Source organism: Bradyrhizobium sp., assembly GCF_022844465.1.
Classification (GTDB): domain Bacteria; phylum Pseudomonadota; class Alphaproteobacteria; order Rhizobiales; family Xanthobacteraceae; genus Bradyrhizobium.
Window position 1 is genome coordinate 36182 of the sequence record NZ_JALHLP010000008.1, and the last position, 21920, is coordinate 58101.

The window sequence follows — 21920 nt, forward strand, 5'->3', positions numbered from 1 at the left end:
CCATCGGTCGTTCCGGTTTCGGTCCTGCGGACCGTCCTGGAAAGACGGGGCGATTTTGCCCTTGGCCCTCGACGTGCCATCTTGCGGGCAACGCTAGCAAGGGCACAAAGTTTTGCAAACAATCGATCCACTCGCGCGTTTTCGCGATCGCCTCACCCTGCCGCTGATCGCAGCCCCGATGTTTCTCGTCTCCGGGGTCGAACTGGTGGTGGCCGCCTGCCGCAACGGGGTGATCGGCTCGTTTCCCACGGTGAACTGCCGCAGTCCCGAGCAGCTCGACCAATGGCTCGGCGAGATCGAAAGCCGGTTGCAGCGGCATTCGGATGCCAGCGGCGAAAGCGCGGCGCCGGTCTGCGCCAACCTGATCGTGCATCGCTCCAACGCGCGGCTGCAACAGGACCTGCAGGTGCTGTTGCGGCGCCGGCCCGAGATGGTGATCACCTCGGTCGGGTCGCCGGCGCCGGTGGTCACGCCGCTGCACGATGCCGGCGCGCTTGTCTTTGCCGACGTCGCCTCGATCCGCCACGCCGAACGCGCGGTGGCCGCCGGCGCCGATGGGCTGGTGCTGCTGACGGCGGGCGCGGGCGGCCAGACCGGCTGGCTCAATCCGTTCGCTTTCGTGCGTGCGGTTCGCGCCTTCTTCGACGGACCGCTGGTGCTGGCGGGCGGCATCGCCGATGGCCACGCGCTGCGCGCCGCGCAGGCGCTCGGCTGCGACCTCGCCTATATGGGCACCAAATTCATCGCCACCAACGAGAGCATGGCGGACTCCAGGTACAAGGCGATGCTGGTCGCCAGCAGCGCCGACGACATTCTTTTGACCACCGCCTTTACCGGGCTGCAGACCAGCATGCTGCGGCCCTCGATCGAGGCCGCCGGGCTCGATCCCGACGCCCTGCCGCAGCGCGGCGCGATCGACATCGGCAAGGACATCGACATCGGCGCGCGCGAGAATCGTCCCAAACGCTGGAAGGACATCTGGAGCGCGGGGCATTCGGTCTCGGGTGTGCGCGAAATCCTCTCCGTCGACCAAGTGGTCGCGCGCACCCTCGCGGAGTATCGGGAAGCTTCGGCGAAAATCCAGATCACCTAATTCGCCACGAAGTACCAGTCCTTGTCGTAGCTGACGATCTGGCTCGGCGGCTTGCGCTCGAACTCGAAGAATTCCCCGGGAGTGCCGCCCGGTGGTACGCGCAGGAAGCCGGTGAAACCGCGATTGAGGCCGCGCGAGGTCAGGAACAGCACGTAAGCGCCTTCTCCTGCTTCATCGATAATGATCGCGTTGCCTTGGGCGGAAACCCTGGGCTCGCGCTCCCCGAGCGCGATCAGGTTTTCATTATCGTAGACATTGGGCTTGAGTTCGCCCGTTTCGACCCGCGCCACGATGCGTTCCCGATCCTCGCGGTGCCGGTCGAAATCCAGCCGCAGGGCGATGTGCTGTAGCGGCGCGTAGACGAGAACGGCAAGCGTCGCGGCGCAGACCAGCACGGGCAGCGCGAATTTCACGCCGTCGTGACGGACCCGCAGCAGCAGGGTCGCCGACCATAGCGTGCAGCCGCAGAAGATCAGCGCCACCAAGGGCACGACGCCGAGCCGAACCAGGCCGGACGGCCAGTCCGCCATCGCCAGTTCGAATGTCGCGATCGACAGCGTCGTCGCCGAGACCGCCAAGGCCGCCGACAACGCGGCGCGCGCCGATGGCTTCGTCGAAGTCGTCATCGTCTGTGGCGTCGATCCCGCCATGCCGAGCCATTCCGCTCCGTCGTGCCACCGCTCGCCAGGCCCGCTCGGGCTTAACGCGCCATTAACCATATCCCCCCAACATTAGCGCTTGAGGGTGGTCCGCCGCCACGGTCGGGCCCGCCCAACTCGAAGAAGGCGCGACATGGATTTCGACCGTCGTCCTGTCAAGACTCCGGCGACCCTCGAGGAGATCAGGCGGCGCGTCGCCTATGCGCTCGACCGGCATCCGCTGTGCCGCAATGTCGAATTCGACGTCGTCAGCATGCCCCGCTCGCACAAGGGAAACTGGACCGTCACCCTGCGCCAGGTGGCGCCGCGCGCGCTATGGGAGGCCTCCGAGATCGTCGCCGACATCCAGGACGCCTACGAACTGGCCGCGGCGGCCTGATTCCGGGCTTTTAGGCCTGGATTTCCTTCAGTTTTCCTGAATGCTGACGGCGACTTCGGCATGGTAAAGCCTTAATTTGCATCCAGTTTTCGATAAAGGTACCAATCGTTCGGCGGGAATGGAGACCTTATTGACCAGAGCCTTGACGATCGTAGCGCTGACCTGCGTGCTCGTGGTCGGCGCGGCCACGGCCGTGGTCATCGGCCGCGACAGCCTTCCTGCGCCGCGGCTCGAACTGGCGTCCGCCTCCATCTCCGCCGTTGAAGGCCCGATTTCGAACCGGCAGGCCAAGCAGGATCGACTGGCCGTCGTCAATCATGCGCTGGAACCTACCGAACCGCCGCGAATGGATCCCGCGCTGAGCGAGTCGCTGCGCCGGGCCTATGCCTCGACGTCGCCCGGCGATCTCGGCATGCCCGGGCCGATCACAGCGCCCGCGGCTCCGGCGGCAGTGCCAGCCAAGCCAAAGGCCGCGAACAAGCCGCAGCCGCAGAAGAACTATGCGCTTCTCAGCGATGTCCAGATCGCCGGCATCAAGGAGCGGCTCAAATTATCATCCGCGCAGGAATCCTATTGGCCGCCGGTGGAGAACGCGTTGCGCGCCATTGCGCGCAAGATCCACGCCGGCCGGCAGGGCAATCCGAACGCAGTCGGTCTGCCGATCGATCCCGAGGCCGAGGAAGTCCAGCTGTTGAAATCGGCGGCGATGCCGCTGCTGTTCCAGTTGCGTGAAGACCAGAAGAGCGAAGTCCGCGCTCTCGCCCGCATTATCGGCCTGGAAAAAGTCGCCGCGATGATTTGAGCGGCATTCACCAGGTTCCTTCGCCATCGGTTGCGCTCTGCCAGGCCTGTTGCGCACTGCCATGGCTGATGTCCTGTCGGAACATCGTCCCCCTCCATGCGTTGCTCGCTTGTGCATGAAGGAGCCAGACGATGCGTACATCAACCGCCTATTTTGCTGGCGTCGGAACCGTGATCTTTGCGGTCGCGGCCGGACTCGGCGGCGGCTACCTGGCCGCGAACATTGTCAGCCCGCATGAGCCGAAATACGGAACCGAAACCAGCAGGCTCGAGCGGCGGATGGCGTCGGAGCCGAGTGCGGCCGCCACCGCAGCGGCGGAACCCGCCCGGCACATCACGGCTGCCCATCCGGCAACGCCGGTAGCGACGCAGGCCTCTGTTGTTCCGATGGTGAACCCCGCAGTGCAGCCGGCGGTCGCGGTACCGACCTCCTCGATAGAGGCCAGCGAAGCCAGCGTAGCATCTCAACAAACCGTCGCGACCAGCCGCGCGTCCGATGCGAGGCGCGCGGCGGTTGAAAAACGACGAGCCGAACGCCGTCAGGAGAAGCGCCGCGCAAAGCAGCTTCGGGAGCAGGAACTCGACGCCGTCGAGCAGAGGATCGGGCAGGTTTCCGAACCGCGCCAGGCCTTCGCGTTCGGGCCGCCCCGCGGTGAAACACAGCGGATCATGCTTTTCGGCGCAGATTGAGGTCTGTATTCAATCCAGACGACCCTCTGCCGTTAGCCTGGCCCATTTAGCCGCCGCGCGCTTCCACCACCTTGCGGCAGGCTTCCGACAAATTGGCTTTGTTCTGGCGCAGGCAGGCGTTCATCTGCGGCGGCTTGCCAACATGATCGGCGCAGAACTTCCCGGCATCCGAACGGCAGGCCATCTGCTCCCTGGGGCTGGGACCGGATTGAGCGTGGGCTGAAAAGCTTGCGGTAAGCAGCGGCATCAGGGCGACGGCCACGGTCGCGATGCAGATTGATTTCATCATGGATCACCTTTCGTCGAAAATCTGAAGGTCAGGAATGCGCGCACGCAACCTCGTCGAGGTCGCGGGTCGCGGTCCATGCCATGTTCATGGCATCAGGAAAGCGAGCAAATCGTCAGCCACACCATCTTCATGGGATATCGCCGCGCCCGGCTCTGGACCATTTACGGCTCACGTCGGCTGCGATGACCGATCGGTGCGTCGCAAGCCTGCACGTGAAGCGGGAGAGATGGCATATGTTGAACAAGACGGGATGGCTGAATGCGGGCCTCACGCTCGCAGGGCTTACGGTTGTGGCGTCGTTTGCGACAGGCGGCATCGGATCGGCCGAGGCCGCGGTGGTTTACTGCAAGACGGTCGGCGTGCCGAAGGGCTGCGTAATGCGGCCCACCCCGGTTGCGGCAGCCGCGGTTGCGACCCCGGCGGTCGGTGTCGCCCGTGTCGGCGTCGGCGCTCCGGGCGTCGGCGTCCGTGCCGGCACGCCGATGAATCGCGGCGGCCCGGTCAACCGGGCCGGTCGCCGTTGATGCATAATGCAGCGGGCGTCAGCCGGCCGCTGCGTCGCTGTCGGGGAAACGAGCGGGCAATGTCAACCTGACTCGGGTGCCGGTTGGCGTGGAGTCCAGCACCAGCTCCGCGCCGCAGCGCGCCGCGCGGCTTCGCATGTTGCGCAAGCCGCGGGCCGCTGTCGTCGTACCCGCGGCGCCGTCTTCCGGCGGGACTTCGAAACCCCTGCCGTCGTCCTCGACGGTGATGCTGCCACGCTCCGTCGCGTCGTCGCTGGCAAGCGTCTCGATCCTTACGGTAAGGCGGCTTGCGCCGGCGTGCTTGACCGCATTGGTCAGGGCTTCATCCAGCAGCCGAACGATCTGGATGACGTGCCATGGCCGCAACTCCGGATGAACCGGCAGGCCCTGCGGGGTGACGGCGCGCCAGTCCAAAGCGATGCCGTGCGGCCGCAGTTGCGCCATGGCGCGTTCGCGCCACGAGCCGAGCGCCAGCATCAGGTCGCCGCCGATGTCGTCCATGGAATCGACAACGAGGCGCAGGTCCTTCAGCGCCGCGCGTGCGGCTTCCCCGATCGGGGCGGCGGCATCGCCGCGCTCGCTCAGCGCTACAATGCTGACAAGCTGGCCGCCGAGCCCGTCATGGAGGTCGCGCATCAGCCGCGTTCGCTCCCGCGCCAGCGCCGCGGCGCGGGCGCGTTCCTCCTCGCGCACGAAGCTCGCCTTCAGCTTTTCCTCGGTCTCGCGCACTTGCGCCACCAGGCGTCCGGCAAAACCGTCGACCTGGTTGAGCGCGCGGGCGAACCGCCAGGTCAGCCCGGCGCCGATCGCCACCAGCATCGCCGAGTAGGACAGCCGCGCGGTGAAGATGCGGTTGGACATCATCTGAAACACCGAGAGCAGGTCGACGATCCAGCAGGTCAGCATGATCGTGACGGCGCAGCCGAGCAGGAAGCTCGCGACATTGTTCCGTTGCAGCACCGAGTGCGCCGTCACGACCGCCATGATGACCAGCGAGGCCCCGACGGTGGGCAGAGCGAGAATCAGGAACAGCCCGCGCGACAGCGCCGGGCTTCCGAACAGGCCGCTCAGCGCCAGCACCGCGCCCGGCACGAAAATGACAAGGCCGTAGCGCCGCCATTTCCAGCCCGACAGCAGTAGCGCGAATGTCAGGACCAGCGCGCTTTCAATCGGTGCGGACGAGATCAGGACCACGTTGAGCCGGGAGAACGGCGTCTCCCCCAGCGGCGTCTGCAGGAAAGCCTGGCCAACCCCCACCGCCATCGCCGCCGCCAGCACGCCATAGGCCGGCTCATGCCGCCGCATCACCCACATGATGCCCAGAATGACCGCGAGGATCGCCTGCCAGGAGGAGAACACCACCGGCAGGGTGACGAAGATCAGTGTTCTCAAATTGTAGCTCGGACGCAGCAGTTCATCCGGGCCGACCCAGATGCGCTCCAGGAAGCCCGATATCGGTCCCCATATGAACAGGCGGATTGAAATCGCGTTGACGCCGTCGCGCAGCACGGTGGCCGGGATCACCGCAATCGCCGGCGTGTTGCGGTCGGGACGGTTGGCGGCGGGATCGCGCCGGCTGTCCAGAATCACGACGTCGTTGACCATCACCTCCACGCCATTGGTAAAGCGCGGCAGGAACACGGACCAGGCGCGCCGGGAGTCATCGGATGAGTGGGTGAATTCGCTCGTGAAACGCGGCGGATCGTCCATCGCGTAACGCAAGGGAGAAAAATACGGCAGCCTCACCGGGCGCGCGACGCCGCCCTCGGTGAGGTTGAACGCCGTGACGAGATATTGCGCGGGAGGCTCCGGCAGCGACTGCCGCAGCGCCAGGATGCAGGCCGCCGCGATCAGCAGTTGCAGCAGCAGGTACTGGAGCAGGCGGGAGGCCAGCAGTCGCTGACGCTCGCGGCCCGTCGGCTCCGGTTGCGCGTCGCCGTCCTCGTTCACAGCCGGATCAGGCCTTGCTGTACCGCCTCGAACACCGCCTCGCCGCGAGTATGGACCTCGAGCTTGCGGTAGATGCTCTTGATGTGGCCGGGCACGGTCTGGCGCGACAGGCCGAGATGGCCGGCGATCTCGGCATAGCTGAAGCCCTTGGCGATGCCCCACAGGATGTCGATCTCGCGCGGCGTCAGTCTGGCGGTGTTGAGCGCGGGGCCGGGCGGCGGCTCGGGCATATTCTGGGTTCGGCGCACGATGAAGCGGGCGATCGAGGCCGAGATCGGCGAGTGCCCGGCCACGAGGTCGCGCACGGTGGCGGCGATATCGGTCGGGAAGGCATCCTTCAGGAGGTAGCCGGTGGCGCCGACCGTGATCGCCGAGATCACGCTCTCCTCGTCGCCGAGGATCGAGATCACCATGATCTCGGTATCGGGAAAGCGCTGCCGGGTCTCGCGAATCAGGTCGACGCCGTGGCCGTCAGGCAGTTGAAGGTCAGTCAATAGCACCCGCGGCGCGGCTTCCGCCAGGCAGGCGCGCGCCTCCGCGAGCGTGCCGGCGGCGCGAACGCGATAGCCGGATTGGGCCAGCGCGTCCTGTAGCCGCCAAAGGGTCGGCGCGTCGTCCTCGACCAGCAGGACTGGAATGGCTGCGGCCTTCGGCTGATCGCTCGGCAGGTTCATCCGGGACAACTCCGGCCGCCTTTCCCCTGCGGCCCACCCGCAAGTGTAACCCCGCAACGGCATTTTGCGACACCCATGTTCATGGGGGCGGAGGCTTCGCTATTCCCGGCTTAGCGGACGCCGACGAAGCCGGCGCTTCGGGGCAAAAAGCCTGATAGGATTCCTGGTCAACGAGGCTCCCCTGATGCCGAACGCCCCCAAGACCCCGTCGTTGGATACTCCGCCAAAGCCCGGCCGCCTTGCCGTCACGCCCGATGACATCAGGGCCGCGGCCGCGGCCATTGCCGGCGCGGTTCGCGTCACTGAATGCAACCAGAGCCGGACGCTCGGCGAAATCTGCGGCTGCAAGCTCTGGCTCAAATTCGAGAACCTGCAGTTCACCTCCAGCTTTAAGGAGCGCGGCGCGCTCAACCGGCTACAGGCGCTGTCGCCGGACGAGCGGCGGCGCGGCGTGATCGCGATGTCGGCCGGCAACCACGCCCAGGGCGTGGCCTACCACGCCAACCTGCTCGGCATTCCCGCCGTTATCGTTATGCCGGTCGGCACGCCGATGGTGAAGGTCGAAAACACCAGGCGCCACGGCGCCGCGATCGTCATTTCAGGCGCGACGCTGGAGGAGGCCGGCGCGTTCGCGCGCGCCCATGCCGCCGCGCATGACATGACCCTGATCCATCCCTATGACGATCCGCTGATCATCGCCGGCCAGGGCACGGTCGCCCTGGAAATGCTCGCGGCGGCGCCTGATCTCGACACGCTGGTGGTTCCGATCGGCGGCGGCGGGCTGGTGTCCGGCATGGCGGTGGCGGCGAAATCGATAAAGCCGGATATTCGCATCGTCGGCGTCCAGGCCGAACTTTACCCCTCGATGTACAACGCCATCTACGGCAAGCGGCTGCCGATGCGCGGCGACACGCTGGCCGAAGGCATCGCCGTCAAGGCGCCGGGCCGGATCACCACCCAAATCGTCCGCGACCTCGTCGATGACATCATCCTCGTCAGCGAAGACCAGATCGAACGCGCGCTGGCGCTGCTGATCGCGATCGAAAAAACCGTCGTCGAAGGCGCCGGCGCCGCGAGCCTCGCCGCGGTGCTGGCCGCGCCCGAGCGCTTCGCCGGGCGCAATGTCGGGCTGGTGCTGACCGGCGGCAATATCGACACCCGGCTGATCGCCTCGGTGCTGACCCGCGAGCTCGCGCGCGAGGGACGGCTGACCCAGATTGCCATCGACATCGTCGACCGGCCCGGCCAGCTGGCGGCGGTCTCGGCGCTGCTGGCCGAGGCCGGCGCCAACATCATCGAGGTCTCGCACCAGCGCACGTTTTCAGACTTGCCCGCCAAGGGCACTTTGCTCGAAGTGGTGATCGAAACCCGGGATCGGGCGCATCTGGAGGACGTGATGAAAAAGCTCGGCGAAGCCGGCTTCACCGCATGGCTGCCGGGGCGGCGATGAGGGCCGGATCACCAGCTCAATTCACCAGCCGCACCATTCCGGCCTCGCCGACGTCATAGCCACCGAGTTCACGGGCGCGATCGCGCAGGCTCGCCTGCCGCATGAAGCCAAACAGCGCCTGCGGCCCCGGCATGAAATAGTCGCGCTGCCGCAGCACGAGATCAAAACGCTCCCAGGCGAGGGGGAGGAAATCGAGCCCGGCCGCAAGCGCCACCGATCGGGTGGCGATCCCGCAATCGATGCGGCCCGAACGCACCGCCTGCGCGATGTCGGGCCCGGTCGGAAACGCAGGCTTGGCCAATTTGAGTTCATCGAGCCCGATGCCGGCGCGCGCCAGCAGCGCCAGCAGCAGCAACTGGGCGCCGGCGCCGGTTGGCCGTTGCGCCATCCGCGCGCGCGAAGCGGCGACCGAGGCGATGTCGGAAAGCCCCAGCGGATTGCCCGGCGCGGCCACTATGCCTGGCTCGCGCCGGGCGAATGCAATGACGACCCCGTCATGCAAGCCCGGCGCGGCGGCGACGCTATCGACATTGGCCGCTTCATCGTCGCCGTCGAGACGGTGCAGATGGATCGCCGCGATCATCACCTCGCCGCGGATCAGCCGCCGCAGACCTTCCTCGCTGCCCTCCGGCAGGCTGGCGAGGCCGCAATGACTGTCGCGCAGCGCCCATTCCAGCAGCGGATCGTGGCTGCCGCCGACGATCGGCGGCGCGGCTTGCGAAAGGCCGGCTTGGGCGATCAGGCCGGCCGAGACCCAGCGGTCGAGCGCCCCGCGCGGGAACAGCCAGCGCCCCGTGACCTTGCTGCAGGGAACCGTCCGGCTCGCCACCAGCTCGTAAAGCTTGCGCTCCGAGAGCCGGAGATAGTCGGCGGCTTCTTCGGTTGTCAGGAGCTCTGGCATAGGCACCAATATGCAGAAAAGTGCAATTGTTACGAAAATTGACCATATCAGAACGATCTGCGCAAGATGGCGCAACCGGAAATCCCGATGCCTGACGACGTATCCGCCCTTCATCTTGTGCTCAGCGGCGATGCCGCGCTGTTCGCCATCGTGCGGCTGTCGCTCTATGTCAGCCTGTCCGCCGTGCTGCTGGCCGCGATGATCGGCATCCCCTTTGGCGCGTTCCTCGCGCTGACGCGATTTCCCGGCCGTCAGGGCGTCATCGTCGGGCTCAACGCCCTGATGGGTCTGCCGCCCGTTGTCGTGGGTCTTGCGGTCTATCTGGCGTTGTCGCGCTCCGGGCCGCTCGGCTCCTTCGGCCTGTTGTTCACGCCGCGCGCCATGATCATCGCTCAGACCATTCTGGTGGCGCCGATCATCGCCGCGCTGGCGCGGCAGACCATCGAGGACCTCTGGATCGAGTACCGCGACGAACTCACGGCGATGAACATCGGCCCGCTCGGCCGGGTCGCGACGCTGGTGTGGGATGCGCGCTTCAGCCTGGTCACGGCGCTGCTGGCCGGCTTCGGCCGCGCGGCCGCCGAGGTCGGCGCCATCATCATCGTCGGCGGCAACATCGAAGGCTTCACCCGCACCATGACGACGGCGATTGCGCTGGAAACCTCCAAGGGTGACCTGCCGCTGGCGGTCGGCCTCGGCATGGTGCTGATCGCAATCGTGATCGCGGTCAACGCGCTGGCCTGGACCGCGCGCCGCGCCGGCGAACGATGGGCGGGGTGACCATGCGCGCGCCGTTCTCCGAACTGCCTGTCGTGTTCGATGGCGTCACGGTCGCGGCCGGCGCGGTCACGATCCTTGACAATCTCACGCTCGAATTCACGCCGGGCGCGCCGACGCTGCTGATCGGTCCCAACGGCTCGGGAAAGACCACGCTGCTGCGGCTGGCGATGGGGCTGCTGGCGCCGTCGCGCGGCCGCATCAGCTGGGGCGGGCGGGAGAACGCCGCGCCGTTGAAACGCGCGATCGTGTTTCAGCGCCCGACGATGCTGCGGCGAAGCGCCGGCGCCAACATCCGCTACGCGCTGCGCGCCGCCGGCGTCCCGCGCGCCGAACGCGCCCGGCGATGCGGCGAACTGCTTGAACTGGTCGGCCTCGAAGCGCTGGCGGACCGCGCCGCGCGAAAATTGTCCGGCGGCGAGCAGCAGCGGCTGGCGCTGGCGCGGGCGCTGGCGCGCGATCCGGCGGTGCTGTTCCTTGACGAGCCGACGGCGAGCCTCGATCCCACCGCCACCAAGGCGGTGGAGGACGTCATTCGCGAAGTCGGCCAGCGCAACATCAAGGTCGTGATGGCGACCCACGATCTCGGCGAGGCTCGCCGGCTGGCCGGCGACATCGTCATGCTCCACCGCGGCCGCGTCGTGGAGGCCGCCGCTGCGTCGGCGTTCTTCGACGCGCCGCAAACCGCCGCGGCGAGGGCGTTCCTCGCCGGTGAATTACTGGTCTGATGGAAGGGAGAACAGGATGAAGATGCTCACGCGCCGCCTGCTGATGGCGGTGACCGCGACGCTGGTATTCGGCGGCAGCGCTTCCGCGCAAGAGAAATCGATCCTGGTGGCCTCGACCACCTCGACGCAGGATTCCGGCCTGTTCGGCCACATCCTGCCGATGTTCAAGGCCAGGACCGGCATCGACGTGAAGGTGGTGGCGCAAGGTACTGGGCAGGCGCTCGACACCGCGCGGCGCGGCGACGCCGACGTGGTGTTCGTCCACGCCAGGGCGGCGGAGGAGAAGTTTCTGGCCGGCGGCTTCGGCGTCAAGCGCTACCCGGTCATGTACAACGACTTCATCCTGGTCGGCCCGAAGGGTGATCCGGCCGGCATCAAGGGATCGAAGGACATCACGGCGGCACTCGTCGCGATCAAGGCGAAGGGCGCGGACTTCATTTCGCGCGGCGACAAGTCCGGTACCCATCAGGCCGAACTCAACCTCTGGAAGCTCGCCGGCATCGACATCGCCAGGGACAAGGGCCCCTGGTACAAGGAGATCGGGCAGGGCATGGGTGCCGCGCTCAACACCGCCTCGGCCGCGAACGCCTATGTGCTCGCCGACCGCGGCACCTGGCTGTCATTCAAGAACCGCGGCGAACTCATGATCGCGGTCGAAGGCGACAAGCGCCTGTTCAACCAGTACGGCGTCATGCTGGTGAACCCCGAGAAACATCCGAGCGTCAAGAAGGATTTCGGCCAGCAGTTCATCGACTGGCTGGTGTCGGAGGGGCAGAGGGCGATCGCCGACTACAAGGTCAATGGCGAGCAGTTGTTCTATCCCAATGCCGGCGATTCCGGCGCATGATGGCGGCGCGGTTTTCGACGACGGTTCTGGTTCTGCCCATCAATGAACCGCGCCGTTCACCTCCATCGACTTTCTCAATCCAGCTCATTCGGCATGGAACATGATCGTGGCTCCGATCTTTCCGAAGCGTGGCGCGCTCGGCTGGAACCCGGGGCGAAGCCCGGCCGTTCACCTTCATGAATGTGCGTTCACGCAACTGTCGGGACCTTAATGTCGCAGCCGGAACGTAAGGCTCGCCCGCCCGTTATAGTGCGCACATCACAGTGGAGTTCAGTCATGAGAAAGCTAGCTATCGTTCTTGCCGTGGGTGGCGCGGCGCTGATCGGCGGCTCGGCCGCCAACGCCGGCGACGGCGCGGTGAAGGCCAGGGTCACATCCGCAAATGTCGCGGAATCTTCCACCGACATCAGCGCCGGACGACGTCACGGCCACTGGCATGGCCATCGCCATTGGGGCCACCGCCACCATGGGCACCGTCATCACTGGGGCCACCGGCACCATCGGCCGTATTACAGCAGCTACGGTTACGCGCCGCGTCACCACGGTTACTACGGCCATCCCGGCTATTACGGCGGCGGACCCGGCATCACCTTCAGCTTCGGCGGCCACCGCGGCTGGTGAGATGGCAAGACAAAAAGCCCGCAGCGACGCGGGCTTTTTTTCTGCGCAATGCTTGCGCGCGGCGCGGCGGGACGCGCGGTCCCCCATGTCATCCCTCCGTCACGGAGCCCTGCTAGTCGAGACTCGCGAACAATGACCGGCATTGTTCGGTTCTCTCGAACAGGCCGCGGGGCTCGACATGTTATCGCTGAAGAACGTGACGGTTACCTATCGCAACGGCGTGGTCGCGCTCCAGCCGACTTCGGCCGTCTTTCAGCGCGGGAAATTCACTGTCCTTCTCGGCACGTCGGGCGCGGGAAAATCGACCCTGCTGCGCAGCCTCAATGGGCTGGTCCGGCCGACCTCGGGCGAGGTCTGCGTCGACGGCCGCGGCTCGATCTTCTCCAGCCGCTCCCAGTTGCGCGCGCATCGTAGCCGGACCGGCATGGTGTTCCAGCAGCATCATCTGATCGGCCGGCTGTCGGCGCTCGACAACGTCCTCACCGGACGGCTCGCCGCGCATGGCGTGGTGCGGTCGATGTTTCCGCTGCCGCGCGCCGACCGCCTGTTGGCGCTGGAGGCGCTGGACCGGGTCGGGCTCGCCGAGCGGGCGTTGGACCGCGCCGACCAATTGTCCGGCGGCCAGCAGCAACGCGTCGGCATCGCGCGCGCGATGGCCCAGCAGCCGGAGATCGTGCTGGCCGACGAGCCGGTCGCAAGCCTCGATCCCGCCACCTCGGTTCGCGTGCTCGAGGATCTGCACCGGATTTGCCGGGAGGACGGCATCACCGCGATCGTCAGCCTGCACCAGATCGATCTGGCGGCGCGGTTCGCCGATCGCATCATCGCTCTGGCGCAAGGTCGCATTGTTTTCGAGGGAACGCCCGACCAGCTCGAGTCCGGAATGCTCGACCACATCTATGCGAACGACCGCCAGAACAGCTTGGCCGCGGCGGCGTGACGAAGCTTGCCATCCAACGGAGTAGCCAGATGATTCAACGTCGCAACTTCCTGCTTGCATCGGCCGCGGCCGGCCTGTGCGCGCTTGCCGGCCCGGTATTCGCCGCCGACAGGTCGAACCCGGACAGACTGCGCGTCGCGCTGCTGCCTGACGAGAACGCAGCGACCATCATCCAGAACGCGCAGCCGCTCAAGAAGTATCTCGAGGACGTGCTGAAGAAGCCCGTCGAGATGATCGTCACCACCGACTATTCCTCGATGATCGAGGCGATGCGGTTCGGCCGCATCGAGGTCGGCTATTTCGGACCGTTCTCCTATGTGCTCGCCAAGTCGAAGGCGCCCGAGATCGAACCGTTCGGCGTCGGCGTCGAAAAGGGCAAGCCCAACTACCGCTCGATCGTGATCGCCACCGCTGATGGTCCGGTGAAGGAAATCGCCGACATCAAGGGCAAGCCGTTCGCGTTCGGCGACCGCGCTTCCACCTCCAGCCATCTTGCGCCGCGCGCGCTGCTCGCCAAGCAGGGGCTGATCGGAGATGCCGACTACAAGGTGATCCATCTCGGCCAGCACGACGCGGTCGCGCGCGCGGTGGCCGCCGGGCAGGTGCCGGCCGGCGCGCTGTCCGAAACCATTTACCGGGTGCTGGTCGAGAACCAGAAGGTCGATGCCGCCAGGCTCAGGCAGATTGCGCTGTCCGATCCGATCCCGAACTATCCGATGACGATGCAGGGCTTCCTGCGGCCCGAACTCAAGGACGCCATCAAGCGGGCGTTCCTGGAGCTGAAGGATCCGGCGATCCTCAAGCTGTTCCGCGTCGAAGCCATCGCGGCGGCGACCGATCGGGATTACGACGTGCTGCGCGACATGGCGAAGGTGCTCGACCTCGACCTTGCCAAGCTGTGAGCCGATGAAGGTCGCTTCGCACAACTTCGACGCCATTCTGGCCGGGCAGCGCCGCGCCGCCTTGCGCGGCGCGGGCCTCGTCGCACTGGTTGTCGCCGCCTGCGTCGCCGCGCTGGCGGCGACGGGCTTCTTCGACGCCAAGCGCTTCCTGGAAAGCGGGCCGGCGATCGCGACGCTCGCCTCCGAGATGGTGCCGCCGGATTTCGGCCGCTGGCGGACCTGGTTGCGGCCGCTCCTGGATACGCTGGCGATGTCGATCGCGGGAACCGCGCTCGCCGTGGTGTTGTCGTTGCCGCTGGCGCTGCTGGCCGCGCCCAACACCAGTCCGCATCCGGCGATCTATCTGGCGGTGCGGACGTTGCTGGCGTTCCTGCGCTCGGTGCCGGAGATCATCCTCGGCGTCCTGTTTGTCGCCGCGGTCGGATTCGGCGCGCTTCCCGGCGTGCTGGCGCTGGCGCTGCATTCGATCGGCATGGTAGGCAAGTTCTACGCCGAGGCGATCGAGCACGTCGATCCCAAGCCCTTGGAAGCGGCGCGCGCGGCCGGCGCGACCCCGATGCAGGTGATCCAGCACGCGGTGCTGCCGCAGGTGCTGCCGCAGCTCACCGACGTCACGATCTACCGCTGGGAGTATCATTTCCGCGCCTCCGCGGTGCTCGGCATCGTCGGCGCCGGCGGAATCGGCTTCGAGCTGATCGCGGCGCTCCGGCTTCTGAACTACGACCAGGTTTCGGCGATCCTGCTGTCGATCCTAGCCTGCGTCGTGGTGGTCGACAGCGTCGGCGCCTATTTGCGGAAATCGCTCAAGTGAATGCGCCGCCAGAATTGCCGCTCGTCGTGCTGACCAGCCGGGTGTTTCCCGAAACCCGCGCCGTGCTGGAGCGCGCCGCCCGCGTCGTCGCCAATGAGCAGCCCGAGCGATGGAGCTACGACGAGGTGATCGCGCGCTGCCGTGAAGCGACCGGGCTGATGGCTTTCATGACCGACTGCATCGATCGGCCCTTTCTCGAGCGCTGTCCGAAGCTGAAGGTGATCGGCGCCGCCCTGAAGGGCTATGACAATATCGATGTCGATGCGGCGAGCGAACGCGGCGTTCAGGTCACGATCGTTCCGGACCTGCTGACCGAGCCGACTGCCGAACTGGCGATCGGATTGATCATCGCGCTCGGCCGCCACATCACCGCCGGCGACGCCGCAATCCGCCAATCGGGATTCGCCGGCTGGCGGCCGCGGCTTTACGGCACCGGCATCGCCGGCTCCACTGTCGGGATTGTCGGGTTCGGGCGGGTCGGGCAGGCCATCGCGCGCCGTCTCTCCGGGTTCGGCTGCCGCATCACGGCCTTCGACGCCGCGCCGATCGATGCGGGCGTCGATATCGAGCCGATGGCGTTGGAGGACGTTTTGGCATCGGCCGACATCGTGGTGCTGGGCCTGCCGCTGACCGCGGCCACTACCGGCTTGATCGACGCGAAAGCGATCAGCCGGATGCGGCGCGGGGCGCTGCTGGTCAACCCCGCGCGCGGCTCGCTGGTCGATGAATCCGCCGTGGCCGACGCGCTTGAGCGCGGTCATCTCGGCGGCTATGCCGCCGATGTTTTCGAATGCGAGGATTGGGCACGCTCTGGCCGGCCGATGGCGATCGATCCGCGATTGACCCGGCCGGGCGCGCGCACCGTGCTGACGCCGCATATCGGATCGGCGGTGACGGCGGTGCGGCGACAGATCGAGCTCGCGGCGGCGACCAGCATTATCGACGCGCTGGCCGGCAGGACACCGGGTGGGGCCGTCAACCCTCCGGCGCAGGGGGCTGCAATCGCTGCATCGACCGGATGACATGCTGAACCTGATTCATGCCCGCTCGTTCGTGGCCGTGATCGCGGCGCGGGGCGTTCGCGCCGCCGCCCGGCAACTTGATCTCGCGCCCTCCACCGTCGCCGACCATATCCGCCAGCTCGAGGCGGCCTTGGCCGCGCCGTTGCTGGTCCGTCGACGCGGCGGCGCCGAGCCGACCGAGCAGGGCGCGCGGCTGCTGCCGCTGGCGCGCTCGCTGGTCGAGACCGCCGGGCGTGTTCGCAGCCTCGTTCACCTTCCCGCGCTGCGCCTGGCCGCATCCAGCAATGTCGGCACCTATCTGTTGCAGCCGCATCTTGCGGCCTTCAGGCAAGACGTCGGCATCGCGGTCGAGCAATGGATCGGATCGAATGCCGAGGTGGTCGCCCGGCTGGAGCGCGGCGAGGCGGACGCCGCCGTGATGGAATGGTGGGACGGAAGGCGGGGCTTCACCGCGCGCACCTTTGCGCGCGAGCCGCTGGTGGTCATCGTCGCGTCAGGCCATCGCTGGGCCGGCCTTGGATCGGTGTCGGTGGCCGAGTTGCAGCGCGAGCCGCTGCTCGGCGGCGAAGCCGGTACCGGCACCGGTCACCTGCTGCGCCGGCAACTCGGGGCGCTCGCGCAGTCGCTGGCGATCATTGACGGCTTCGGAAGCACCGAGGCCGTCAAGCGCGCGGTCCGCGCCGGTTGCGGCACCTCGATCGTCATGCAGGCGGCGGTCGCCGACGAAGTCACCGCCGGGCAGTTGGTTGCGCTTCGGATCGAAGGCGTCGAACTCGAAAAGGCGATCAGCCTGGTCGTCCCCGGGACGTTGCCCGCGACCGCGCCGGCGATGGCTCTGTTCGCGGCGTCGCAAGGCTGGCGGCGCGGCTGAGCCAGTAAACCAGCTTCGATTTTCCGGAGCGCTGCAATCTCTGGCGTCTCATGCTTTCTTTCTTCAACCTTTGCTGGGTGTCGCAGCCCGCGAGATAGCAAGTGTATTTGAGTCCAGGCCGCATCGATTGTTGCTGTCGGCCCTGCTCGGCCTCAGGGGGCTTCGGCTCTGATTCAATCAAACCGACAATGCTTCAGCCGGGTCGGCCGCGGGCCATCGCGGCAGCGGACTCGATACGGCCGTATTTCTACGGCGTGCGAAATTAACCTTAACTAAGCGTGTGAGCTCCATTGTTTCAAGGAGCACGGCAGTTCCGATTCCGAAACATTCCCGCTTCGGATGCTGCTGACGGCCTGTTCGCCTACTGCGGGTTAGAAGTCGATTCGAAGCCGATCAACCTGCCCTTGCGGGGCATTAAATTGCGGAGTTCTCAGATGTCGATCAATCGTCGTATGCTGATGCGCGGGGCATTGGCGTGTGCGTGCTGCATCAAGGCGCAGGCAACCCTCGCCTCCGACGCGCCGGCGCGCGGCGGCGCGGCGGCTGCTCACTGGAGCTATGAGGGCGACGGCAACCCCGAGAAATGGGGCGAACTGCAATCCGATTTCAGAATGTGCCAGCTCGGCCTGGAGCAGACGCCGATCGACCTCAGCAACGGCATCAAGGGCGACGTCGGTTCTGTCGATTACGATTACAAGCCGCTGCCGCTACGCATCGTCAACAATGGCCATACCATCCAGTTTAACGCCGATCCTGGCAGCGCCTGCGTGATCGGCGGCGCGCGATACGAATTGCTGCAGTTTCATCTGCATCATCCGAGCGAGCATCTGCTGGCGGGAAAGGGCTTCGATCTCGAATGCCACTTCGTCCACAAGTCTGGCGACGGCGCGCTCGCGGTGACCGGAGTGTTCATCCGGCCCGGCGCGGCGAACGCCGCCCTGAAGACATTCTTCGAGCAGATGCCCGCCAGGCAAGGTCCCGAAGTGCGCGCGGGCGGCACGATTGATCTCGCGGCGATCCTGCCGAAGAACGGCGGCTACTTCCGCTACATGGGATCGCTGACGACGCCACCCTGCTCGGAGGGCCTGACCTGGACCGTCCACAAGGAGCCGGTCGAAGCATCCGTCGACCAGATCCGGAAGTTCGCCGCCCTGTTTCCCAGGAATGCGCGTCCGGTTCAAAGCCGCAACCGACGCTTCCTGATCGACGCTTCCTGATCGACGCTTCCGCTTTTTCCCGTCACTGCTTGTCTGAAGGAGATAACACCATGAGCAACGCTTCACTGTCCACCGGCGGCGCCTCGTCCGGCCTGTTCGGATTTTTCACCAACCGCAAGATCAGCACTAAGATCATGAGTGGGTTCAGTCTCGTTCTGGTCATAACGGGCCTGATTTCGGCAATTTCCTATGTGGAGTTTGGAAAGATTGATCGGGATTTTTCCGACTACGCCCGCAAGGTGAGCAATGGCGCCGTCATTAGCGACATCGATCGGCAGTTCCTGGCGTTTCGGCGCTATGCCGGCGAGACGTCGGAAAATATGGAAGAGAATTTCGCCGCCGCCGACAAGACGCGCAAGATCGTGCGCGAGCGGCTTGACCAGGCATTGAAATCCGTCAAGAATCCCGAGCGGCTCGCAAAAGTGAAGGCAATCTCCGATCAGTTCAACGTCTATTCAAAGGATTTTGACAAGGTCGTTCCGATGCAGCGTGAGCAGGCAAAACTGGTCAAGGAGGTGCTCGATCCGGTTGGGCAGAAGTTGCGCATCGACCTCGAACAGTTGCAGAAGAACGCTGCCGCGCAGGCTGGCAACAGCAATATGATGATTCTCTCCGGCGAAGCCATCAAGCTGGTCATGCAGGTCCGTCTCAATGCCGACAAGGCGCTTGCCCGCCATGACGAGGCCGCCGTCAAGATCGCCGAAACCGCGTTTGCCAATCTCAAGTTGGTCCTTGCATCGTTCGACAAGGCAATCCCGATCTCGGATGCACGCAAGCAGTTTGATGATGTCAAGTCCGGCGCCGACAAGTTCCACGACGCCTTCGTCAAGGCCATGCACGACTCGAGGGAAGTCAATGAGCTTATGAATGGCGAGATGCGCAAGGCGGCTCGGATGATCGCCGCCGAAGCGGCGGCGATCAAGGAGAGCGAGACGGCAGAAGAGCATAAGATCGAGCATGAGGTGACCAGCCTGATCGCCTGGGCCAACACCTTGATCGTTGTTATCGCGCTTGGCGGGATGATTCTCGGCCTGGCCCTCGCATGGCTGATCGGACGTGCGATTTCGAAGCCGGTCGTCGGGCTGTGCGCCGGTATGCGCGAACTCGCCGAAGGCAATTTCCAGGTCGTGCTGCCTGGTCTCGGCCGCAAGGACGAGGTCGGGGACATGGCGCAGGCGGTCGAAACCTTCAAGCTCAAGGCGGCCGAGAAGGCGCAGCGCGAGGCCGAGGAAAAGACCGAGATCGACCGCAAGCTCGCGGCCGAGCGCAAGGCCGACATGCACAAGCTTGCCGACCATTTCGAGAGCGCGGTGGGCGAAATGATCGAGACCGTCGCCTCGGCGTCCACCGAGCTGGAGGCCTCCGCCGGCACCCTGACCAAGACCGCGGAGACCACCGAACAGCTTTCGACCGCGGTGGCCGCGGCCTCCGAGGAAGCCTCGACCAACGTGCAGACCGTGGCTTCCGCCAGCGAGGAGATGGCGGCGACCGTCAGCGAAATCAGCCGGCAGGTGCAGGAAGCCGCCAAGATCGCCGGCGAAGCGGTGGTCCAGGCGCGCGAGACCAACGAGCACATCAACTCGCTGTCGCAGGCGGCGACCCGCATCGGCGACGTGGTCGAGCTGATCAACACCATCGCGGGCCAGACCAACCTCTTGGCGCTCAACGCCACCATCGAGGCGGCGCGTGCCGGCGAGGCCGGTCGGGGGTTCGCGGTGGTCGCCTCGGAAGTCAAGACGCTGGCCGAGCAGACCGCCAAGGCGACCGGCGAAATCAGCAGCCAGGTCGCTGGAATCCAGGAAGCGACCCGCGGCTCGGTCGCCGCGATCACCGGGATCAACACCACGATCGGGCGAATCTCCGAAATCTCGGCCACGGTGGCCTCGGCCGTCGAGGAGCAGGGTGCCGCCACCCAGGAGATCTCGCGCAACGTGCAGCAGGCGGCGCAGGGCACCTCGCTCGTCGCCTCCAACATCACCGACGTGCAGCGTGGCGCCAGCGAAACCGGATCGGCGTCGGCGCAAGTGCTTTCCGCCGCGCAGTCGCTCTCGGTCGAAAGCACCCGGCTCAAGACCGAAATCGCCAAGTTCCTGGCGACGGTGCGCGCCGCGTAAGGCAAACCAGCGGCGACGCAGGACGGCGCAAGTCAGCGCCGCCTGCGTCGGGCGGCGTGAGTTTCGTGCCGCATCAAATCCAGGGGGGCTTCCCGTTCGGGTAGCCCCGAGTTGTGTCGTGTAGCCGGAGTAGGTCGATGACGTTGCGTCAACAATCAAAATCGATGAGCGGTTGGGCGCCACCCGGATAGCACCGTAGGACCCGCCGCTGGCTGAAGGCGGGGGCCATGACCACAGCATTTTCACGCAAGAGAAATATCGCCGCGGCGATCGCCGCCGGTTTGATCGCCTGAATAAGCCTGTCGCCGGAGCGCGCAGGGGCGCAGGCGAAGGAAGACCCGGCAAAAGCCGGCATGCCCGAGCAGTCGATCGGCCACAGCCTGCCGCCCGCGTTCGGCTCCACCATGGGGTTGCGGCCGTGGCTGGCGTCGAAGGGCATCACCTATCAGTTTGCCTATGTCAGCGAGGTGCTCGGCAATCCGACCGGCGGCCCGCAACAGAAGGCGGTCTATGGCGGCCGGCTCGAAGCCGCTGTCGACGCCGACCTGGAAAAGCTGACGGGCTGGAAGGGCGCGACCGCGCGCGTCAGCGGCTTCCAGCTTCACGGCCAGGGGCTGACGACGCATTATCTCGGCAACATATTTCCGATCAGCAACGTCGAGGCGCTGCGCGGGACAAGGCTGTTCGAGGCCTGGATCGAGCAGAAGCTGTTCAACGACACGCTGTCGGTGAAGTTCGGGCAGATCACCGCCGACTCCGACTTCCTCGCCGGCAGCGTTTCGGGAATCTTCATGAACGCCGCGTTCGGCTGGCCGGCGATCGCGGCGGCGGACATGCCGAGCGGCGGCCTCGCCTGTCCGCTCGCGGCGCCGGGCATCCGGTTCAAGTATGACGCGACCCCGAACCAGTCGTATCTGGTCGCGGTGTTCAACGGCGATCCCGCCGGAAGGGGCCCGGCCCACCTCAACCCGCAGCTGCGCAACCCGCACGGCCTGATCTTCCCCGTCAACGACCCGCCGGTGGTGATGACGGAGGCGCAGTTCAAGCACAGCGCGATCGGCCTGCCGGGCATGCTCAAGCTCGGCTGGTGGACCCATTTCGGAACCTTCGACGACAGGCGCTTCGACGGCAACGGCGTGTCGCTGGCCGATACCACGCTCAGCACCGGCAACCCGCGCCGCCACAGGTTCGATCACGGTATCTACAGCGTGGTCGACCAGCAGCTCTGGCAGTTGCCGGGCGGCCAGCCTGACCAGGGCATTTCATCGTTCTTCCGCGCCTCCTGGAGCCCGCCGGACCGCAACCTGATCGATCTCGACATAGATGTCGGGCTCACTTTCAAGGGGCTGGTCCCGCGCCGCCCGGACGATGCGTTCGGCGTCGCTATCGGCTTCGCCCGCATTTCCCCCGCGGTCCGGGCGTTCGACATCGACACCGCGCTGTTCACAGGCGTCCGCACCCCGTTCCGCGACTTCGAAGCGGTGATCGAGGCGACCTATCAGGCGCAGGTGTCGCCGGGCTTCACCATCCAGCCGGACTTCCAGTACATCTTCCGCCCCGGCGGCAATGTCGCCGATTCCACCGGCCTCCGCCCGGTCCGCAACGCCGCCGTGTTCGGCCTGCGCGCGATCATGCGGTATTAACCTCGCTTTCCGGAGGA

General features: G+C 66.2%; 23 protein-coding genes. 18 read left to right on the forward strand and 5 right to left on the reverse strand.

Going from position 1 to position 21920, the window contains the following annotated elements:
* Positions 1 to 112: 112 nt before the first annotated feature.
* On the forward strand, positions 113 to 1093 hold the full coding sequence (locus Q0D31_RS14595; protein ID WP_291852072.1) for a nitronate monooxygenase: 981 nt from the start codon (positions 113 to 115) through the stop codon (positions 1091 to 1093).
* Here Q0D31_RS14595 and Q0D31_RS14600 read toward each other — a convergent pair.
* Positions 1090 to 1719, reverse strand: coding sequence for a hypothetical protein (locus tag Q0D31_RS14600; protein ID WP_291852075.1), 630 nt, complete (start codon positions 1717 to 1719; stop codon positions 1090 to 1092). The two genes, Q0D31_RS14595 and Q0D31_RS14600, sit on opposite strands and share 4 nt — an antisense overlap.
* Before the next feature lie 166 nt (positions 1720 to 1885).
* On the opposite strand from Q0D31_RS14600, the gene Q0D31_RS14605 reads away from it, so the two are divergent.
* The 3 genes from Q0D31_RS14605 to Q0D31_RS14615 all read left to right on the forward strand — a co-directional run bounded on the left by Q0D31_RS14605 (position 1886) and on the right by Q0D31_RS14615 (position 3622).
* Complete coding sequence (locus tag Q0D31_RS14605) at positions 1886 to 2131, forward strand: hypothetical protein (protein ID WP_291852078.1); 246 nt, start codon at positions 1886 to 1888, stop codon at positions 2129 to 2131.
* Between the two features lie 130 nt (positions 2132 to 2261).
* On the forward strand, positions 2262 to 2933 hold the full coding sequence (locus Q0D31_RS14610; RefSeq protein ID WP_291852082.1) for a hypothetical protein: 672 nt from the start codon (positions 2262 to 2264) through the stop codon (positions 2931 to 2933).
* A 170-nt stretch (positions 2934 to 3103) separates the two neighbouring features.
* Positions 3104 to 3622, forward strand: a complete 519-nt coding sequence (locus Q0D31_RS14615; RefSeq protein ID WP_291852085.1) for a hypothetical protein — start codon at positions 3104 to 3106, stop codon at positions 3620 to 3622.
* Between the two features lie 46 nt (positions 3623 to 3668).
* On the opposite strand, the gene Q0D31_RS14620 is transcribed toward Q0D31_RS14615, so the two are convergent.
* Positions 3669 to 3911 carry a cysteine rich repeat-containing protein gene (locus tag Q0D31_RS14620; RefSeq protein ID WP_291852088.1) on the reverse strand — a complete coding sequence of 81 codons (243 nt, stop codon included), beginning with the start codon at positions 3909 to 3911 and terminating at the stop codon, positions 3669 to 3671.
* 233 nt (positions 3912 to 4144) lie between these two features.
* Between Q0D31_RS14620 and Q0D31_RS14625 the strand changes: the two genes are divergently transcribed.
* On the forward strand, positions 4145 to 4435 hold the full coding sequence (locus Q0D31_RS14625) for a hypothetical protein (RefSeq protein WP_291852091.1): 291 nt from the start codon (positions 4145 to 4147) through the stop codon (positions 4433 to 4435).
* An 18-nt stretch (positions 4436 to 4453) separates the two neighbouring features.
* Here the strand turns inward: Q0D31_RS14625 and Q0D31_RS14630 are convergent, their stop codons facing one another.
* Together Q0D31_RS14630 and Q0D31_RS14635 are read right to left on the reverse strand one after the other, a co-directional pair.
* Complete coding sequence (locus tag Q0D31_RS14630; RefSeq protein ID WP_291852094.1) at positions 4454 to 6385, reverse strand: ATP-binding protein; 1932 nt, start codon at positions 6383 to 6385, stop codon at positions 4454 to 4456.
* On the reverse strand, positions 6382 to 7059 hold the full coding sequence (locus Q0D31_RS14635; RefSeq protein ID WP_291852097.1) for a response regulator transcription factor: 678 nt from the start codon (positions 7057 to 7059) through the stop codon (positions 6382 to 6384). The genes Q0D31_RS14630 and Q0D31_RS14635 overlap by 4 nt, the downstream gene beginning before the upstream one ends.
* A gap of 184 nt (positions 7060 to 7243) precedes the next feature.
* Between Q0D31_RS14635 and Q0D31_RS14640 the strand changes: the two genes are divergently transcribed.
* Positions 7244 to 8509, forward strand: a complete 1266-nt coding sequence (locus Q0D31_RS14640; protein ID WP_291852100.1) for a threonine ammonia-lyase — start codon at positions 7244 to 7246, stop codon at positions 8507 to 8509.
* 16 nt (positions 8510 to 8525) lie between these two features.
* Here Q0D31_RS14640 and Q0D31_RS14645 read toward each other — a convergent pair whose 3' ends face one another.
* Positions 8526 to 9410: a helix-turn-helix transcriptional regulator gene (locus Q0D31_RS14645; protein ID WP_291852103.1), complete on the reverse strand. Its 885-nt coding sequence runs from the start codon at positions 9408 to 9410 to the stop codon at positions 8526 to 8528.
* Positions 9411 to 9497: 87 nt separating this feature from the next.
* Here Q0D31_RS14645 and Q0D31_RS14650 point away from each other — a divergent pair, with 87 nt between their 5' ends.
* The 12 genes from Q0D31_RS14650 (at position 9498) to Q0D31_RS14705 (ending at position 21903) form a co-directional block, all read left to right on the forward strand.
* Positions 9498 to 10190: an ABC transporter permease gene (locus Q0D31_RS14650; RefSeq protein WP_291852106.1), complete on the forward strand. Its 693-nt coding sequence runs from the start codon at positions 9498 to 9500 to the stop codon at positions 10188 to 10190.
* A gap of 2 nt (positions 10191 to 10192) precedes the next feature.
* Positions 10193 to 10915 carry an ATP-binding cassette domain-containing protein gene (locus tag Q0D31_RS14655; RefSeq protein ID WP_291852112.1) on the forward strand — a complete coding sequence of 241 codons (723 nt, stop codon included), beginning with the start codon at positions 10193 to 10195 and terminating at the stop codon, positions 10913 to 10915.
* A gap of 22 nt (positions 10916 to 10937) precedes the next feature.
* Positions 10938 to 11762, forward strand: a complete 825-nt coding sequence (locus Q0D31_RS14660) for a substrate-binding domain-containing protein (protein WP_291852428.1) — start codon at positions 10938 to 10940, stop codon at positions 11760 to 11762.
* Between the two features lie 276 nt (positions 11763 to 12038).
* Positions 12039 to 12383 (forward strand): hypothetical protein, encoded by a 345-nt coding sequence (locus Q0D31_RS14665; RefSeq protein ID WP_291852116.1) that lies wholly within the window; start codon positions 12039 to 12041, stop codon positions 12381 to 12383.
* 178 nt (positions 12384 to 12561) lie between these two features.
* Positions 12562 to 13323 (forward strand): phosphonate ABC transporter ATP-binding protein, encoded by a 762-nt coding sequence (gene phnC / locus Q0D31_RS14670; protein WP_366518523.1) that lies wholly within the window; start codon positions 12562 to 12564, stop codon positions 13321 to 13323.
* Positions 13324 to 13352: 29 nt separating this feature from the next.
* Positions 13353 to 14225: a phosphate/phosphite/phosphonate ABC transporter substrate-binding protein gene (gene phnD / locus Q0D31_RS14675; protein ID WP_291852119.1), complete on the forward strand. Its 873-nt coding sequence runs from the start codon at positions 13353 to 13355 to the stop codon at positions 14223 to 14225.
* A gap of 4 nt (positions 14226 to 14229) precedes the next feature.
* Positions 14230 to 15036: a phosphonate ABC transporter, permease protein PhnE gene (gene phnE, locus Q0D31_RS14680; protein WP_291852123.1), complete on the forward strand. Its 807-nt coding sequence runs from the start codon at positions 14230 to 14232 to the stop codon at positions 15034 to 15036.
* Entirely contained in the window at positions 15033 to 16058 is a 1026-nt protein-coding gene (locus Q0D31_RS14685) for an NAD(P)-dependent oxidoreductase (RefSeq protein WP_291852126.1), read from the forward strand. The genes phnE and Q0D31_RS14685 overlap by 4 nt, the downstream gene beginning before the upstream one ends.
* A 1-nt stretch (position 16059) precedes the next feature.
* Positions 16060 to 16929 (forward strand): LysR substrate-binding domain-containing protein, encoded by an 870-nt coding sequence (locus tag Q0D31_RS14690; protein ID WP_291852129.1) that lies wholly within the window; start codon positions 16060 to 16062, stop codon positions 16927 to 16929.
* A gap of 434 nt (positions 16930 to 17363) precedes the next feature.
* Positions 17364 to 18146, forward strand: a complete 783-nt coding sequence (locus tag Q0D31_RS14695; protein ID WP_291852132.1) for a carbonic anhydrase family protein — start codon at positions 17364 to 17366, stop codon at positions 18144 to 18146.
* Between the two features lie 50 nt (positions 18147 to 18196).
* On the forward strand, positions 18197 to 20260 hold the full coding sequence (locus tag Q0D31_RS14700) for a HAMP domain-containing methyl-accepting chemotaxis protein (RefSeq protein WP_291852135.1): 2064 nt from the start codon (positions 18197 to 18199) through the stop codon (positions 20258 to 20260).
* 353 nt (positions 20261 to 20613) lie between these two features.
* Positions 20614 to 21903, forward strand: a complete 1290-nt coding sequence (locus Q0D31_RS14705; protein ID WP_291852138.1) for a carbohydrate porin — start codon at positions 20614 to 20616, stop codon at positions 21901 to 21903.
* Positions 21904 to 21920 lie beyond the last annotated feature (17 nt).